Here is a 13,724-nt window from a genome sequence, read left to right as displayed (position 1 = left end):
GCCGACCGGGACGAGGTGAGGACATGGGGGCGCCCAGGATCGCCGTCGCCGTGGTGACGATGGGCAATCGGCCCGAGGAGGTCGACGCGCTGCTGCGGTCCGTGGCCAAGCAGGACGTGCCGCCCGAGCGGATCGTGATCGTCGGCAACGGCTGCCCGCTGCCCGAGTTCGCCCGGCGGTTGTCGCTGCCCGGCGAGGTCACCCCGATCGAGCTCGACGAGAACCTCGGCTGCCCCGGCGGGCGGAACGCGGCCCTCGCGCGGCTGCGGGAGTTCGGCGACATCGACGTCGTCGTGGATCTGGACGACGACGGGCTGCTCGTCGACGCCGATGTGCTGCGCCGTGTGCGGGACTTGTACGCCGCCGACGAACGGCTCGGCATCGTCGGCTTCCGTATCGCCGACGAGCTGGGCGAGACGCAGCAGCGGCACGTGCCCCGGATCGGCAACTCGGACCCCCTGCGGGGCGGGTACGTCACCGGGTTCCTCGGCGGCGGGCACGCGCTGCGGATGGCCATGCTCGACGAAGTCGGCGACTGGCCGGCCCGGTTCTTCTTCGCGCACGAGGAGACCGACCTGGCCTGGCGCGCGGCCGACGCGGGCTGGCGCATCCTGTACGCGCCCGAACTGCTGCTCCAGCACCCGAAGACCTCGCCCGCCCGGCACGCCATCTACTTCCGTGTGAACGCCCGCAACCGGGTCTGGCTGGCCCGCCGCCGGCTGCCGTTCGCGCTCGTCCCCGTCCACCTGGGCGTCTGGGTGCTGCTCACCCTCGTACGGAACCGGTCGCGTGCGGGGCTGCGGGCATGGTTCGGCGGGTTCGTGGAAGGTGTACGGGAGTCGGCGGGTGAGCGGCGGCCCATGCGCTGGCGGACGGTGTGGCGGCTCACGCGGCTGGGGCGGCCGCCGGTCATCTGACGCCGAGGACTCCACCAGGCGGCGGGAAGTTGGTGGGGCCCCGGCCGTTCACCTCCGCCGACCGGGACCCGGACCCGGCCGCAGCGGCGACACTCCCCCGAGTTGCGCGTCCAGACGCGCGCGCCGCCGGGCCAGATCCGACGTAGTGATCACATCAGGGTTTGCCAACGGATCGCTAACATGTGGCCAACGGTTCTCCGTTGCGTCGTCTGCCGATTGGCGTGAAGTCGCCGAACCAGGACGGACGACGGCCTGTGGGCGGGGCTGTTCCGGTGGAGAACGTGAGGACGAAGGTGGCGGAAAACCGCTGCACCGGGGGCGGAAACTCGTCAAGGGCGGTGGCGCGGGGAGACGGGGGCGCGAGATGGGGGCATCTGCCTGTTCGGGCAGCGAGGACGGTTCCGGCGAGCGGTGCGGTCTGCGCTTCGGGCTGCTCGGGTCACCGGCGCTGTACTACGACGTCAGCGGGCGCGGCCGGAGTGAGGCGCGGGACGTCGCGAGTCCCAAGTCCCGGGTGCTGCTGGCCGCGTTGCTGCTCGACGCCGGACGGGTCGTCTCCGTCGAGTCGCTCAAGGACGCGCTGTGGGGCGGGGCGTCGCCCGTTTCCGCCCAGGCCTCGCTGCACAACCACATAGCCCGGTTGCGACGGTTGCTCGACGATCCCGAGCGGCTGCGGACCGTGCCGTCCGGGTATGTGCTGCGGGTCGGCGAGGGTGAGCTGGACGTCCACGTGTTCGAGGCCCATGTCGCCGCGGCGCGGGCCGCGCACGCCGGGCAGGAGTGGGAGCGCGTCGTGCGTGAGTGCGCCGCCGCGCTCGCGCTGTGGCGGGGTGCGCCGCTCGCCGGGCTGCCGTCCGAGGTGGGCGGGTACGCCCTCGCACGGCGGTTGCGCGAGGCACGGCTGCTGCTCCTGGAGTGGCGCCACGACGCCGACTTGGCGCTGGGAGGCCCGCGTCTGAACGGGCTCGTGCCGGAGCTGGCGGCGTTGACCGACGAGTACCCGCTGCGGGAGGTGTACCACCGCCAGCTCATGCTCGCCCTGCACCGGACCGGCCGACAGGCCGAAGCCCTGGCCGTCCACCGCGACCTGCGCACCCGACTGGTCGACCAGCTCGGCATCGAGCCGGGGCCGGGGGTGCGGGAGGCGCATGTGGAGGTGTTGCGGGGGGCCGTGGGGAGGTCGCCCTCGCCCGCTCAGCCGCCGCCTGCTCAGCTTCCCCCGTCGCCGGCGCATTTCACGGGGCGTGCCGCCGTACGCGACTCCCTGCGCCGCACCCTCACGACACCGGGACCGCCGTCCCCGAGCGTCCCGGCTGCCCCCAGTGCCCCGAACACCCCGGCTGTTCCGGCCGCCGCCGTCATCAGCGGCATGCCCGGCGTCGGCAAGAGCGCACTCGCGCTGCACGTCGCGCACCAGTTGGCGGAACGTTTCTCCGATGGGCAGCTCTACCTCGACCTGCACGGTGCGACCCCGGGCATGGCCCCTCTCACCCCAGGTCAGGCGCTCACCGCCCTGCTGCGTGACCTCGGGGCCGAGCCCTGCCGCATCCCCGAACGCCCCGACGCGGCATCCGCTCTGCTGCGCTCGCTGCTCGCGCCGACCCGCACGCTCCTGGTGCTGGACGACGCCGCGAGCGCCGCGCAGGTACGGCCGCTGCTGCCGGGCGGCGCCGGGTGCGCGGTGATCGTCACCAGCCGTTCGCCGCTCACCGCCCTCGACGGCGTCGCCCGCTTTCCGCTCGGCCCGCTGTCGGACGAGGAGAGCGCGGCGCTCCTGGTCGCGGCCTCGGGGCGGGACGGACTGGACGGTTCGGAGGCCGCCCGCCGTCTCGTCGAACTCACCGGCCGCCTGCCCCTGGCCCTGCGTGTCGTCGCCGCGCGGCTCGCCGCCCGGCAGGCCCTCACGCCGGAGGTCCTCGCCGGGCAACTGTCCGAAACGGAAGGGCGGTTGCGCCACCTCGAGTACGACGACCTGAGCGTGCGCCGCTCCCTGGCCGTCGCGCACGACGCGCTCGCCGGATCCGAGCGCGAGGCCGACCGGGACGCGGCCCTCACCCTCCGCCGCATCGGGGCGCTCGATCTGCCCACGTACGGCGCACCCCTGCTCGCCCGCCTCACCGGCACGGGCGAACGCCGCACCGAGGCCGCCCTGGACCGACTCGTCGACGTGGCCCTGCTCCAGGAGCCGGCGTACGGCCGCTACGCGCCGCACGACCTCGTCCGCGACTTCGCCCGTGAGCTGGAGGGGGAGGGGGAGGTGGAGGGCACCGACGCCTGCGAAACCGCCCTGAGCTGGTACGCCGCTGTGGCCGAGCGGGTGCTCGTCGCGATCGTCGAGCCCGGCCCCGACCAGGACGACCGTCGCCGCCCCACCGCGGCCCAGCCGCCCGGGCACGCGGCGCACGTCGAGACCATCGCCCCCTTCGGCAGCCCCGAGGAGGCCTTCGCCTGGGGCGACGGGGAGCTGGCGAACATCGTCACCCTGGTCGAGCGGTACGCGGACGACCCGTGCCGGCGGCGCGCGGGCCTCGTCTCCACTCTCGTACGGCTGATCCTGCCCTACGCGCACCGCAGGGGCCGCGTCGCCGAGATGGAGGTGCTCGGCCGGGCCGGTCTGGGCGTGGCGCGGCGGCTCGGGGACGAGGCCGCGGAGGCGTACGCGCTGGTCGACCTCGCCGGCCTGCACTTCCTGACCGGCCGCCGGAGCGACGCCCTCGACCTCAACGACCGCGCGCTGGCCGGCTGGCGACGGCTCGACGACCCGGCCTGGATCCGCCGCTGCCTCAACAACCGCGGCCTGCTGCTCGACGGGCTCGGTCGGCACGCCGAGGCGAGCGAGGCGCTGACCCGGAGCCTGGAGTACGCACGGCAGCTGAACGACCCGTACGGCGAGGCCGTCACCCACAGCCACCTCGGCAACCTCTACGAGCACACCGACCCGCGGGCCGCCATCGAGCAGCACCGGCGTTCGCTCGCCATCGGGGACGAGATCGGCGCCGTGATCGTGCGGCACACCGCGCACTGCAACATCGGCTACGCCCATCTGCGGCTCGGCGAACCGGCCGCCGCCCTCCCGCACTTCGAGGAGAGCCTGCGCATCCTGGGCGGTCACGGCGACTGGCACGGCGAGTCCCAGACCCGGCTCGGACTGGTGCGCGCACTGCGACTGCTGGGCCGCACCGGGCGGGCCGCCCGCGAGTGCGCCGAGCTGCTGGACCGGGCCGACGCCCGCGCCGACCGCTACACCGGCGGTCTCGCCCGCCACCAGCGCGGGCTGCTGCTGCGGGAACGCGGGCAGGCCGCAGCGGCACGCGAGGAGTGGCGCTCGGCTCTCGCGGCACTGGAGGGGACCGACGCGCACGCGGTGGTCACCGAACTCCGCGAGCTGCTCGCTCCCACCGACTGACACCGTGAGCCCGGCTATTGGGCTGTCCGGCTATTTGGCGTCCGCGTAACACTCCACCACCGCCGTCGTGAACGGGAAGCGCACCGGCGTCTCCCCGAAGGTCAGCCGGCCGGCCAGGGCCGCCGCCTCGCGGATCGCCGCGACGACCGTCTCCGTCTCCTCCTCGGGGCAGTGCACGATCACCTCGTCGTGCTGGAAGAAGACCAGCTCGGCCGCCAGGCCCGCGCAGGATCTGCGCAGCGCGGCGAGCAGCAGCAGGGCCCAGTCGGCGGCGCTGCCCTGGACGACGAAGTTGCGGGCGAAGCGGCCGCGGGCGCGGGCGTTGGTGGAGGCGTACCCGGGCACCCACTGTCCGCTGTCGGGCTGCTCCTCGTCGGTGGCCGGAATGCCGGCCTCCTCCGTCGCGTCGTCCGTCCCCCGGGCCGCCGGCGGGCAGGTCCGGCCGAGCCACGTCCGCACGAGCCGGCCCTCCTCGCCGGCCCGGGCCGCCTCGTCGACGTACGCCACCGCCTTGGGGAAGCGGCGTCTGAGCGCGGCGAGGTTCTTCAGGCCGTCGCCGGAGGTCTGGCCGTAGACCGCGCCGAGCACGGCGAGTTTGGCCTGGTCGCGGTCGCCGGAGAAGGCGCGGTCGGAGACGGACTGGTACAGGTCGCTCTCCCGGCCGGCCACCTCCATGAGCCCGGGGTCGCGGGAGATGGCCGCCAGTACGCGCGGCTCCATCTGGTCGGCGTCGGCGACGACGAGCCGCCAGCCGGGATCGGCGACCACGGCCCGCCGGATCACCTTGGGGATCTGGAGCCCGCCCCCGCCGTTGGTCACCCAGCGTCCGGTCACCGTCCCGCCCGCGAGGAACTCGGGCCGGAACCGTCCGTCGCGCACCCAGTCCTGGAGCCAGGACCAGCCGTGGGCGACCCAGATGCGGTACAGCTTCTTGTACTCCAGCAGGGGCTTCACGGCCGGGTGGTCGACGGACTCGATCTCCCAGCGGCGGGTCGAGGCGACCTTGATCCCGGCCTGCGCGAAGGCCTTGACCACGTCGGCGGGCAGATCGGGCCGCACCCGGCGGCCGAACGCCGCGGACACCTCGTCGGCCAGCTCGGCCAGGCGGCGCGGCTCGCCACCGCCCGCGTACCGCTCGCCCAGCAGGTCGTGCAGCACCGCGCGGTGGACCTCGGCCCGCCAGGGCAGCCCGGCGCGGTTCATCTCGGCGGCCACCAGCATGCCTGCCGACTCGGAGGCCGTCAGCAGGCGCATCCGCTCGGGGTGCTCGGCCCGCTCGTGCCGCTTCTGCTGCTCGGCGTATACCGCGAGGAGGTCCGCCAGGGGCAGGTGGACGCCCTGGGGTTCGAACAGGGAGGACTGGGAGCCCGGTTCGGCGGAACGCTGGGGCGGATCGGGCGGTACGGGGCCGCCGCGCAGCCGGGCCAGGGCGGCCGCGGCCGAGCGGGGTTCCCCGTACCGCCCCTCGTGGCCGAGGAGGAGCGTCTCGGCGGCCTCGACGTCGTAGCACCGCTCGACTCGCACCCCCGTGGCGAGCAGGCGCGGGTAGACCTCGGGGGTGGACCGCCACACCCACCGCGTGACGCCGGGACGGCTCCGTACGGCCTCGGCGGGATCCGCCTCCCGCCGCACCGGCCCGGCGGGCAACCCGTCCGGACCGAGGGGGGCGACGTCCACGCCACCGTCCTCGGCCGGAGCGAGCGCCCACCGGTCGGCCATGCTGTGAGTGTGACAGGGGGGTCTGACAACGCCCCCCTGGCGGCCGTCCCGGCCCTGGCGGCCGTCCCGGCCGGGGTCGCCGTCAGCCGCGACGACCGGTCCCGGCCCCTGCGACTGCCCGCAGCTCGGCGGGCCCGTCACGCACCGTCCGTCGTCTCCTTCTGCGCCTGCACGATCTTCTCCAGGACCTCCGCCACGTACCGCTCGGTCCGCTCCTTGCCGATGCCCAGGCCGCTGAGGACGCCCTCGCCGTTCTCGTGCTCCAGCAGGGCGAGCAGGATGTGCTCGGTGCCGATGTAGTTGTGGCCGAGGCGCAGGGCCTCGCGGAACGTGAGCTCAAGGACCTTCTTCGCGGCCTGGCCGTACGGCACGAGCTCGGGGGCCTCCTCGACGGCCGGCGGCAGTGCGGCCGTCGCCGCCTCGCGGACCGTGTCGAGGGAGACGCCCTGCTCGACGAGCGCCTTCGCGGCGAGGCCGTCGGGCTCGGCCAGCAGACCGAGGACGAGGTGCTCGGGCACGCCCTCGGCGTTGCGCGCGGACTTGGCCGCGTTGTGCGCGGCCATCACGGTGTTGCGGGCGCGCGGCGTGTAGCGGTTGAAGCCCTGGCTCGGGTCGAGGTCGGCCGACTCCTTCGGCACGAAGCGCTTCTGCGCGGCCTGCCGGGTGACCCCCATGCTCTTGCCGATGTCCGTCCAGGAGGCGCCCGAACGCCGGGCCTGGTCCACGAAGTGGCCGATCAGGTGGTCGGCCACCTCGCCGAGGTGATCGGCGGCGAGCACCGCGTCCTGGAGCTGTTCGAGGGGTTCCTGGTGCACCTTCTTGATCGCCGAGATGAGGTCGTCGAGGCGTACGGATGACGTGATGTCGGGGTTCGTCGTCATGGTGTCAACCGTAGGTTGCGCCCCGCCGGGTGTCAACCGCGAGTTGACGCCCGGTCCCGCATGCCGGGCTGCCCGTGCCGGCATGGCACCATCGGCCCCGTGAGTACGCCCACCACCGTCGACCGCGCGTTCGAGGCCGCCCTGTACGACACCGGCGAGACGGCCCTCGACACCGGCGCGTCCCTGCTCGCGTCCGACCCGGCGGCCGATGACGAACTCGCCCGGCGCGGTGCGGAGTTCGTGGCGGCGGCCTGGCGGCGCGGCTGGCAGCCGGCCGACGTCCTACGCATCGTGCGGCGCGAACTGGACGACGTACACGTACTCCTTGTGGCGGCACTGATCCGCGCGCAGGCGCCGCACGACCGCCCGCGCGGCCGCCGCTGGAACGCGCAGCTCGCGGAACTCCCCGCCGAGGCCCCGCCCCGCACCGACCGCTTCTCGTACGCCACCGCCGTGCTGGAGCTGTACCGCCTGCTGCTGCGCCTGCCCGTGCTCGAGTCCCTCGACGACTCGCCCGGGGAGCCGAGGACCGAGTCCCGGATGCTCGGCCGGATCCGCGCCTTGCTCGCCAAGGCGGAGGCCACCGGGTTCCCGGAGGAGGCGGAGGCGCTCAGCGCCAAGGCGCAGGAGCTGATGGCCCGGCACAGTGTCGACGAGGCGCTGCTCGCGGCCCGGGCACCCTCGCCCGAGACGCCCGGGGCCTGCCGAATCGGTGTCGAACCGCCGTACGAGCAGGCCAAGGCCGTGCTGCTGGACGCCGTCGCCGCCGCCAACCACTGCCGGGCGGTGTGGAACGAGCCCCTCGGCTTCTCCACCGTCGTCGGCTTCGAAACCGACCTGGAAGCGGTCGAACTCCTCTACACCTCACTCCTCGTGCAGGCCACGACCGCGATGACGAAGGCGGAGGCCGCCCAGCGGGCGGGTGGCCGCAAGCGCACCAAGACGTTCCGGCAGTCCTTCCTCGCGGCCTACGCCCACCGCATCGGCACCCGTCTGGCGGCTGCCGCCGAGACCCAGGTGACACAGGACCTGCTCCCGGTCCTCGCCTCCCGCGACGTGGCGGTCACCGGCCGACTGGACCGGATGTTCCCGGAGACGACCACGACCCGCCTGCGCGGCGTGCGCGACGCGGCGGGCTGGACGGAGGGCGCGCAGGCGGCGGACCGCGCCCAGGTCGACCACCGCCCGCCGCTGCGCTGACCTGCCGTCAGTCGCCCGAGGACTCGAAGCCGCTCACGGAGGCCTGCGCCGCGCCGCCGCTCCCGTCCCGCCTGGCGACCTCGCCGTACGACCACGGCAGGTCGCGTGCGTCCGCGGTGGCGCCCGGCAGGGCGAAGGACGCCTTCCGCACGGGAAGGCTCTTCGGGGAGCCCTTCTCGCCCCGGACGTAGGTGATCGTGAAGGACGTGGTGCCGCCCTTCCCGAGGGTGAGCGTCTGGGCCTTCGCGGTCTGCTCCGGGGATACCGATGTCGTGCTGTCCTCCGCCAAGAGGTCGACGGCGGGGAAGCCCTTCAGGACGCACGCGCCGCCCTGGTTGGTGAGGGTGACGGTGACGTTGCCCGTGTCCCCGGCGGCGGGGGCGGCACCGGCCCCGACCTCCACACCCAAGTCGCCGATCGCGCAGGCCGTACCTCCCGGCCGGTCCGCGTTCTTGGCGTCGTCGCCACCGGTCTTGTCGTCGTCGCAGGCGGTCAGCAGGAGTGTCGCTGCGAGAGCGGCGGCCAGGGCGAGGGGAGGAAAGGTGCGCATGGGGTCCTCTGGTGCGTGATGGCGATGAGCGGTTCCGACGCACGGATCATCTCGGACGCAGGGACCGTCACGCACCTGGGCAGGCCGCCCGCCGGGGCGGCCTCACAAAACCTCCGCCCGGCGAGACCCCGCGCTCCTACCCCAGGCCTCCCGTCGGCAGCCCGGTCGGCAGCTTCCCGCCCTCCGCCTTCTGATACGTCTCCGCGCCGAGACCGCCCTCCCAGGTGACCTTCAGGCTTCTGCCGTTCACGGAGTCGACCATGCCGGTCGCCCGGTCCTTGGAGCCGTCCGTGCACTTCAGGCGGATCATCCGCATCCCGGACTGCTCGCCCGCGGTGCCGGTGCACACGCTGCCGCCGGTGGCGAAGAGCGCGGCCTGCTTTCCGGTGATCACCAGGGCCACGGCCTTGCCGTCGGTCGTGGCGAGCCAGCTGCCCGCGAGCTCGCCCCCGGCCGACCCGTCGGAACCGGAACCGGAGCCCGAGCCGGAGTCGCCGCCCGTTCCGGCGGACGCCGTGGCGGACGGGGCCGGGGTGGACGCCGAGTCGTCCCCGGAGCCGCCGTCACCGCTGCACGCGGACAGGACGAGCGCGCCGGCCAGTCCCGCGGCCGCCGCCGCGACCCGCACCCGCACCCGCCGACTCGCTCCCGGGCGACGCGAGAAGATCACCGAAGTCACTGCAAGCCCCCAAGCTGTAGCCGGCCGACCGGCCCCGGCGGAGCCCGCCGGCCCATGCCGGAACCCGCAGCAAGCTACCAGGGCGGGTCAAGAGGCCCCGGGGCGAACCCCCGAGGGCCTCTTACCGGCAAGCCCCCGGCTCACCAGGACGACTTGCGCACCCCCGGCAGATACCCCGCGTGCGCCTGCCCCCGCAGACTCACCCGGGACAGCCCGAACGCCCGGAAGTAACCGCGCGGGCGCCCGTCCACCGAGTCCCGGTTGCGCACCCGCGTGGCGCTGGCGTCGCGCGGCTGGCTGCGCAGTTCGGCCTGCGCGGCGAGCCGTTCGGCGTCCGTGGACGACGGCCGCCGGATGATCTCCTTCAGCTCGGCCCGCCGGGCGGCGTACCGCGCGACGACCTCCTGCCGCTTGTCGTTCTTCGCGATCTTGCTCTTCTTCGCCATCAGACCTTCACTCCCCGGGCGCGGATCCGGGCGACGGCCGCCTCGACCCCGATCGTGTCGACGGTCTTGATCGCCCTGGCGCTCAGTCGCAGGCGTACGTACCGGCCCTCGCTCGGCAGCCAGTAGCGCTTGGACTGGATGTTGGGGTCGAACCGGCGTGACGTGCGCCGGTGGGAGTGCGAGATGCGGTTGCCGAAGCCGGGCTGGGTGCCGGTCAGCATGCAGTGCGCGGACATGGTGGTGACGTACCTCTCTGACTCAGGAGATGTAAATGGAATTCATTTTCAGTAGCATAGCGGCATGGCACGCAATGAACTCCGGCCGGTCATCAAGCTCCGGTCCACCGCCGGGACCGGCTACACCTACGTGACCCGCAAGAACCGTCGCAACGACCCGGACCGACTGACCCTGCGCAAGTTCGATCCGGTCGTCGGCCGCCACGTCGACTTCCGAGAGGAGCGCTGACCATGCGCAAGGGAATCCACCCGGACTACGGTCCCGTCGTCTTCCGCGACCGTGCCGCGAACTACGCCTTCCTCACCCGCTCGACCATGACGAGCGAGAAGACGATCGAGTGGGAGGACGGCAACACCTACCCGGTCGTCGACGTCGAGATCTCCGACGTCAGCCACCCCTTCTACACCGGCACCGCCCGCGTCCTGGACACCGCGGGACGCGTCGAGCGCTTCGAGCGCCGGTACGGAAAGAAGGGCTGACCCCGTGGCTGTCCCTCCTGGGCTCCCCGTCGTGATCGTCGGCGGGCTGCACGCCGACGCCCGCAGGGCGGCCGTGGCCCGGCTGCTCGCAGACGTGCCCGGCAGCGTCGCGCTCCACCACGACCTGGCGACGGCCGCGGCCGGCACGGTCGTACGGACCATCAGGGACGCCACCGGCGTCCTGGACACGGGGGAGGCGCCGCTCGTCAACGACTGTGCCTGCTGCGCCCTGCGCGAGGACCTGGTCCCGGAGCTGGAGCGACTCGCGGATGCCGGGCGGACGCCCCTGGCCGTCGTCGAGCTGTGGGACTCCGTCGAGCCCAAGGCCATGGCCGAGGTCGTCACCGCCGGCGGGCTCACCGTCACCGGCGTGATCACCGCCGTCGACCCGGCCCTGCTCCTGCCGTACCTCGGCAACGGCGACGACCTGGCCGACGGCGGTCTCGCCGCCGCTGCCACCGACCAGCGCACGGTCGCCGACACCTTCGCCCGCCAGCTGGAGTACGCGCCCGTCCTCGCGATCGCCGAGTCGCCCGAGGCGGACGACGAGGACCGCGAGCTGCTCGCGCAGCTGCACCCGACGGCCCGCCAGGTTCCGATCGGCCACGGTGACCTGGCGGGCGCACCCGCGCCCGGCGCCTTCGCGGCGGATACGGCCGACGGCCTGACCGTGCCGGCCCCGCGCCGCCGCCCGCTCCCGCCGCTGGCCGAGGCCGCCCTGGCCGGCTTCGACGTGGAGTCGGCGGCGGCCGCCCAGCACCCGGCCTGCGCCCTGCTCCCCGCCGAGGCCGACGCGCACGGCGTCTCCACCCTGGTCTGGCAGCAGCGCCGCCCCTTCCACCCGGAGCGGCTCTACGCCGCCCTGGAGGACCTGACCTGCGCGGCGGCCCGCAGCCGGGGCCGGTTCTGGCTCGCCGACAAGCCCGACACGCTGTTCCACTGGGACGCGGCGGGTGGGGCCCTGTGCGTGGAGAGCGTGGGGCCGTGGCTCGCCTCCCTGCCGGACGCGGCCTGGGAGATGGTCCCGCCGGTGCGCCGCGCCGCCGCCGCGCTGGACTGGCACCCCGAGCACGGTGACCGCTGCCAGCACCTGGTCTTCACCTCGCCCGGCCTCGACCGGGACGGCCTGGAGCGGCTGCTGGAGTCCTGCCTGCTGACCGACGCCGAGTACGCGGCCGGGCGTGACGCCTGGCAGCGGCTGCCGCACGCCTTCGACACGCTCCTGGAGGTCTGAACCGACATGCCCCGCAAGATCGACCGCAAGCCCGTCAAGAACCGTCCCAATCCGCTGGACCAGGCCGGGATCGAGTACATCGACTACAAGGACACCGACCTGCTGCGGAAGTTCATCTCCGACCGCGGCAAGATCCGCAGCCGCCGGGTCACCCGCGTGTCGGCCCAGCAGCAGCGGCAGCTGGCCCGGGCGATCAAGAACGCCCGCGAGATGGCGCTGCTGCCCTACGCCGGCCGCTGATGCCGTACGCCGGCCGCTGACCGTCCCAACCCGGGTGAGGTTCCCCACGCTTGACGGGTGGGGAACCTCATGTATCTGTCGCGAGGCCGCACGGGGCGCACGCCGGGCGGTCCGTCAGGGCCTGTCGGCCGACCGCCTGTCCGGCGATGGTCCGACCCCGGCACCGGCCCCGAGGGGGACGTCACGGTCATCCGTGCGGCCCATTTCTCCCTGCTCCCGCAAGCGGCGGTCGTCTTCCGCATGGAGGCCCGCCGGCACTGCCGCAGCCCTCGCCCCCGCGTCCCCAGCTCCCGTTTCTCCCGCAGGCCCCCGCGCCGTTCCTCGCGCCCGCAGCCGAGCGGATGCTCCGCCTCCATCAGACCTCCGCCGAACCCGCCGACTTCGTCGCCGGTGGCCGGGAACGCGCGGCCGGGCAGTCCCGTCAAACAGGCAAGAGCTTTCGGTAAAGCAGTCGTCAAAGCTGTAACCGGAGGACCACCCCGCGTGCACGTGCATCTGCCCATGCATCTGCACATGAACACAGCTATGATCCGGGTCAGTTGACCACTGCATCAATGGCCACACCAGCCAGTGCACCACCGGGGAGCGACCTGTGGACCACGACGTGTACAACGGTATGGCGGCCGCCGGGCTGCGTGGTGTGGCCTGGCAGAAGAGCCGGCACAGCAACTCGCAGGGCTCGTGCGTGGAGTTCGCCCGGCTGCCGGGCGGTGACGTGGCCGTCCGCAACTCGCGCTTCCCCGACGGTCCCGCGCTGGTCTATACCCGTGCGGAGATCGAGGCCATGCTGCTGGGCGTGAAGGACGGCGAGTTCGACCACCTGGTGGGGGGCTGACGCCCCGGCATCCCCTTCGCGAAACGGGGCAATCAGTACTCAACGCGCGGCGACGCGCGTAGAACCGCGGCGCAAGGAAGCGCCGCGGTTTCTCATTCCGCGTGCGGCTCCGAACCGGGCCGCGGCAGCCGGAACAGCGCCCAGACCACCTTGCCGCTGAGCGCGCCCGCGAGCGGATGCCAGCCCCAGCTGTCGCTGAAGGAGTCGACGAGGAACAGCCCCCGGCCCGACTCGGCCGAGAAGTCGTCGGTCTCCCGCGCGACGGGACTGTCGTGACTGGGGTCGCGCACCGCGCACACCAGGCGCTCGGTCCAGCGCATCAGGTGCAGCCGTACGGGAGGCTCCTGGCCGGTGGTGGCGCACCGGGTGCTCGCCGGCAGGCCGTGCCGCAGGGCGTTGGTGACCAGTTCCGAGACCACCAGGCAGACGTCGTCGAAACGGTCGCCCATGTCCCACTGGTCGAGCGTTCTGCGGGTGAACCGCCGTGCTTCGCGCACCGCTTCGTAGCGGGCGGGCAGAGCGCAGGAGGCGGCGTCGGACACGGCCGCGGGGTCCAGCGGCGGAAGGCCCTGCCGTAACGGCTCGAGCATGGTCGATCCATTCGTCCCCATGCGAGGCACTCCCGGGAATTCGCGGTCGGTGCGATGCGGCGGTGGTGCGGGACCATGGTTTCGGATGCGTACAGCAGATGCAAGGGCAGATGCACGTGCACGTGACCGGAATGAGTCATCCCGTACCGCTTGTTGGTCAATTTTTCCGTCATCTTCACGGCCCTGTCTGCCCGTTCGCTTGCCTCTTTCTTGAACCCGCGCGCGTGCGTTCCCTGTCTCGATTCCGTTTCCGTAACCGGACGAGTACTGCTCGGAGTGTTTTAGTGGCAGACTTCGGCCCCTGAAGACGT

15 protein-coding genes are annotated in these 13,724 nt (G+C 73.3%); 8 read left to right on the top strand and 7 right to left on the bottom strand.

The window, feature by feature from the left end:
- Positions 1 to 23: 23 nt before the first annotated feature.
- Both ACH4G3_RS11030 and ACH4G3_RS11025 read left to right on the top strand, forming a co-directional pair.
- Complete coding sequence (locus ACH4G3_RS11030; protein ID WP_397624181.1) at positions 24 to 917, top strand: glycosyltransferase family 2 protein; 894 nt, start codon at positions 24 to 26, stop codon at positions 915 to 917.
- 364 nt (positions 918 to 1,281) lie between these two features.
- A complete protein-coding gene (locus ACH4G3_RS11025) occupies positions 1,282 to 4,323 on the top strand; it encodes an AfsR/SARP family transcriptional regulator (RefSeq protein ID WP_397624180.1) in 3,042 nt (1,013 codons plus the stop codon).
- A gap of 30 nt (positions 4,324 to 4,353) precedes the next feature.
- Here the strand turns inward: ACH4G3_RS11025 and ACH4G3_RS11020 are convergent, their stop codons facing one another.
- Together ACH4G3_RS11020 and ACH4G3_RS11015 are read right to left on the bottom strand one after the other, a co-directional pair.
- The gene (locus tag ACH4G3_RS11020) at positions 4,354 to 6,042 is read right to left on the bottom strand and encodes a bifunctional 3'-5' exonuclease/DNA polymerase (protein WP_397624179.1); all 1,689 of its coding nucleotides are present in this window, start codon (positions 6,040 to 6,042) and stop codon (positions 4,354 to 4,356) included.
- A 137-nt stretch (positions 6,043 to 6,179) separates the two neighbouring features.
- Complete coding sequence (locus ACH4G3_RS11015) at positions 6,180 to 6,923, bottom strand: Clp protease N-terminal domain-containing protein (protein WP_397624178.1); 744 nt, start codon at positions 6,921 to 6,923, stop codon at positions 6,180 to 6,182.
- A 99-nt stretch (positions 6,924 to 7,022) separates the two neighbouring features.
- Between ACH4G3_RS11015 and ACH4G3_RS11010 the strand changes: the two genes are divergently transcribed.
- Complete coding sequence (locus ACH4G3_RS11010; RefSeq protein ID WP_397624177.1) at positions 7,023 to 8,123, top strand: DUF2786 domain-containing protein; 1,101 nt, start codon at positions 7,023 to 7,025, stop codon at positions 8,121 to 8,123.
- A 7-nt stretch (positions 8,124 to 8,130) separates the two neighbouring features.
- On the opposite strand, the gene ACH4G3_RS11005 is transcribed toward ACH4G3_RS11010, so the two are convergent.
- From ACH4G3_RS11005 to rpmB, 4 genes are all read right to left on the bottom strand, one after another.
- Positions 8,131 to 8,673, bottom strand: a complete 543-nt coding sequence (locus ACH4G3_RS11005) for a DUF4232 domain-containing protein (RefSeq protein WP_397624176.1) — start codon at positions 8,671 to 8,673, stop codon at positions 8,131 to 8,133.
- Between the two features lie 136 nt (positions 8,674 to 8,809).
- On the bottom strand, positions 8,810 to 9,343 hold the full coding sequence (locus ACH4G3_RS11000) for a hypothetical protein (RefSeq protein WP_397624175.1): 534 nt from the start codon (positions 9,341 to 9,343) through the stop codon (positions 8,810 to 8,812).
- Positions 9,344 to 9,492: 149 nt separating this feature from the next.
- Positions 9,493 to 9,798, bottom strand: a complete 306-nt coding sequence (gene rpsN, locus ACH4G3_RS10995; RefSeq protein WP_397624174.1) for a 30S ribosomal protein S14 — start codon at positions 9,796 to 9,798, stop codon at positions 9,493 to 9,495.
- Positions 9,798 to 10,034, bottom strand: coding sequence for a 50S ribosomal protein L28 (gene rpmB / locus ACH4G3_RS10990; protein WP_086561587.1), 237 nt, complete (start codon positions 10,032 to 10,034; stop codon positions 9,798 to 9,800). Before rpmB ends, rpsN begins: the two co-directional genes overlap by 1 nt.
- A 64-nt stretch (positions 10,035 to 10,098) precedes the next feature.
- Here rpmB and rpmG point away from each other — a divergent pair, with 64 nt between their 5' ends.
- The 5 genes from rpmG (at position 10,099) to ACH4G3_RS10965 (ending at position 12,823) form a co-directional block, all read left to right on the top strand.
- Positions 10,099 to 10,263 carry a 50S ribosomal protein L33 gene (gene rpmG, locus ACH4G3_RS10985; protein WP_010044249.1) on the top strand — a complete coding sequence of 55 codons (165 nt, stop codon included), beginning with the start codon at positions 10,099 to 10,101 and terminating at the stop codon, positions 10,261 to 10,263.
- Positions 10,264 to 10,265: 2 nt separating this feature from the next.
- On the top strand, positions 10,266 to 10,514 hold the full coding sequence (locus tag ACH4G3_RS10980; RefSeq protein WP_059419097.1) for a type B 50S ribosomal protein L31: 249 nt from the start codon (positions 10,266 to 10,268) through the stop codon (positions 10,512 to 10,514).
- A 4-nt stretch (positions 10,515 to 10,518) separates the two neighbouring features.
- Complete coding sequence (locus tag ACH4G3_RS10975) at positions 10,519 to 11,748, top strand: CobW family GTP-binding protein (protein WP_397624173.1); 1,230 nt, start codon at positions 10,519 to 10,521, stop codon at positions 11,746 to 11,748.
- A gap of 6 nt (positions 11,749 to 11,754) precedes the next feature.
- Positions 11,755 to 11,988 carry a 30S ribosomal protein S18 gene (rpsR, locus tag ACH4G3_RS10970; RefSeq protein ID WP_338782044.1) on the top strand — a complete coding sequence of 78 codons (234 nt, stop codon included), beginning with the start codon at positions 11,755 to 11,757 and terminating at the stop codon, positions 11,986 to 11,988.
- A 616-nt stretch (positions 11,989 to 12,604) separates the two neighbouring features.
- The gene (locus ACH4G3_RS10965; protein WP_050810297.1) at positions 12,605 to 12,823 is read left to right on the top strand and encodes a DUF397 domain-containing protein; all 219 of its coding nucleotides are present in this window, start codon (positions 12,605 to 12,607) and stop codon (positions 12,821 to 12,823) included.
- Positions 12,824 to 12,915: 92 nt separating this feature from the next.
- Here the strand turns inward: ACH4G3_RS10965 and ACH4G3_RS10960 are convergent, their stop codons facing one another.
- Entirely contained in the window at positions 12,916 to 13,413 is a 498-nt protein-coding gene (locus ACH4G3_RS10960) for an ATP-binding protein (RefSeq protein WP_020271513.1), read from the bottom strand.
- Positions 13,414 to 13,724: the final 311 nt, after the last annotated feature.

The sequence above is a fragment of the Streptomyces afghaniensis genome (genome assembly GCF_044327915.1).
Classification (GTDB): Bacteria; Actinomycetota; Actinomycetes; order Streptomycetales; family Streptomycetaceae; genus Streptomyces; species Streptomyces afghaniensis.
This window is presented reverse-complemented; position numbering and strand designations above follow the sequence as displayed.

Coding starts and splice junctions, on each gene's coding strand:
- ACH4G3_RS11030 (WP_397624181.1), top strand. CDS start 24: ATGGGGGCGCCCAGGATCGCCGTCGCCGTGGTGACGATGGGCAATCGG.
- ACH4G3_RS11025 (WP_397624180.1), top strand. CDS start 1,282: ATGGGGGCATCTGCCTGTTCGGGCAGCGAGGACGGTTCCGGCGAGCGG.
- ACH4G3_RS11020 (WP_397624179.1), bottom strand. CDS start 6,042: ATGGCCGACCGGTGGGCGCTCGCTCCGGCCGAGGACGGTGGCGTGGAC.
- ACH4G3_RS11015 (WP_397624178.1), bottom strand. CDS start 6,923: ATGACGACGAACCCCGACATCACGTCATCCGTACGCCTCGACGACCTC.
- ACH4G3_RS11005 (WP_397624176.1), bottom strand. CDS start 8,673: ATGCGCACCTTTCCTCCCCTCGCCCTGGCCGCCGCTCTCGCAGCGACA.
- rpsN (WP_397624174.1), bottom strand. CDS start 9,798: ATGGCGAAGAAGAGCAAGATCGCGAAGAACGACAAGCGGCAGGAGGTC.
- rpmB (WP_086561587.1), bottom strand. CDS start 10,034: ATGTCCGCGCACTGCATGCTGACCGGCACCCAGCCCGGCTTCGGCAAC.
- rpmG (WP_010044249.1), top strand. CDS start 10,099: ATGGCACGCAATGAACTCCGGCCGGTCATCAAGCTCCGGTCCACCGCC.
- ACH4G3_RS10980 (WP_059419097.1), top strand. CDS start 10,266: ATGCGCAAGGGAATCCACCCGGACTACGGTCCCGTCGTCTTCCGCGAC.
- rpsR (WP_338782044.1), top strand. CDS start 11,755: ATGCCCCGCAAGATCGACCGCAAGCCCGTCAAGAACCGTCCCAATCCG.
- ACH4G3_RS10965 (WP_050810297.1), top strand. CDS start 12,605: ATGGCGGCCGCCGGGCTGCGTGGTGTGGCCTGGCAGAAGAGCCGGCAC.
- ACH4G3_RS10960 (WP_020271513.1), bottom strand. CDS start 13,413: ATGCTCGAGCCGTTACGGCAGGGCCTTCCGCCGCTGGACCCCGCGGCC.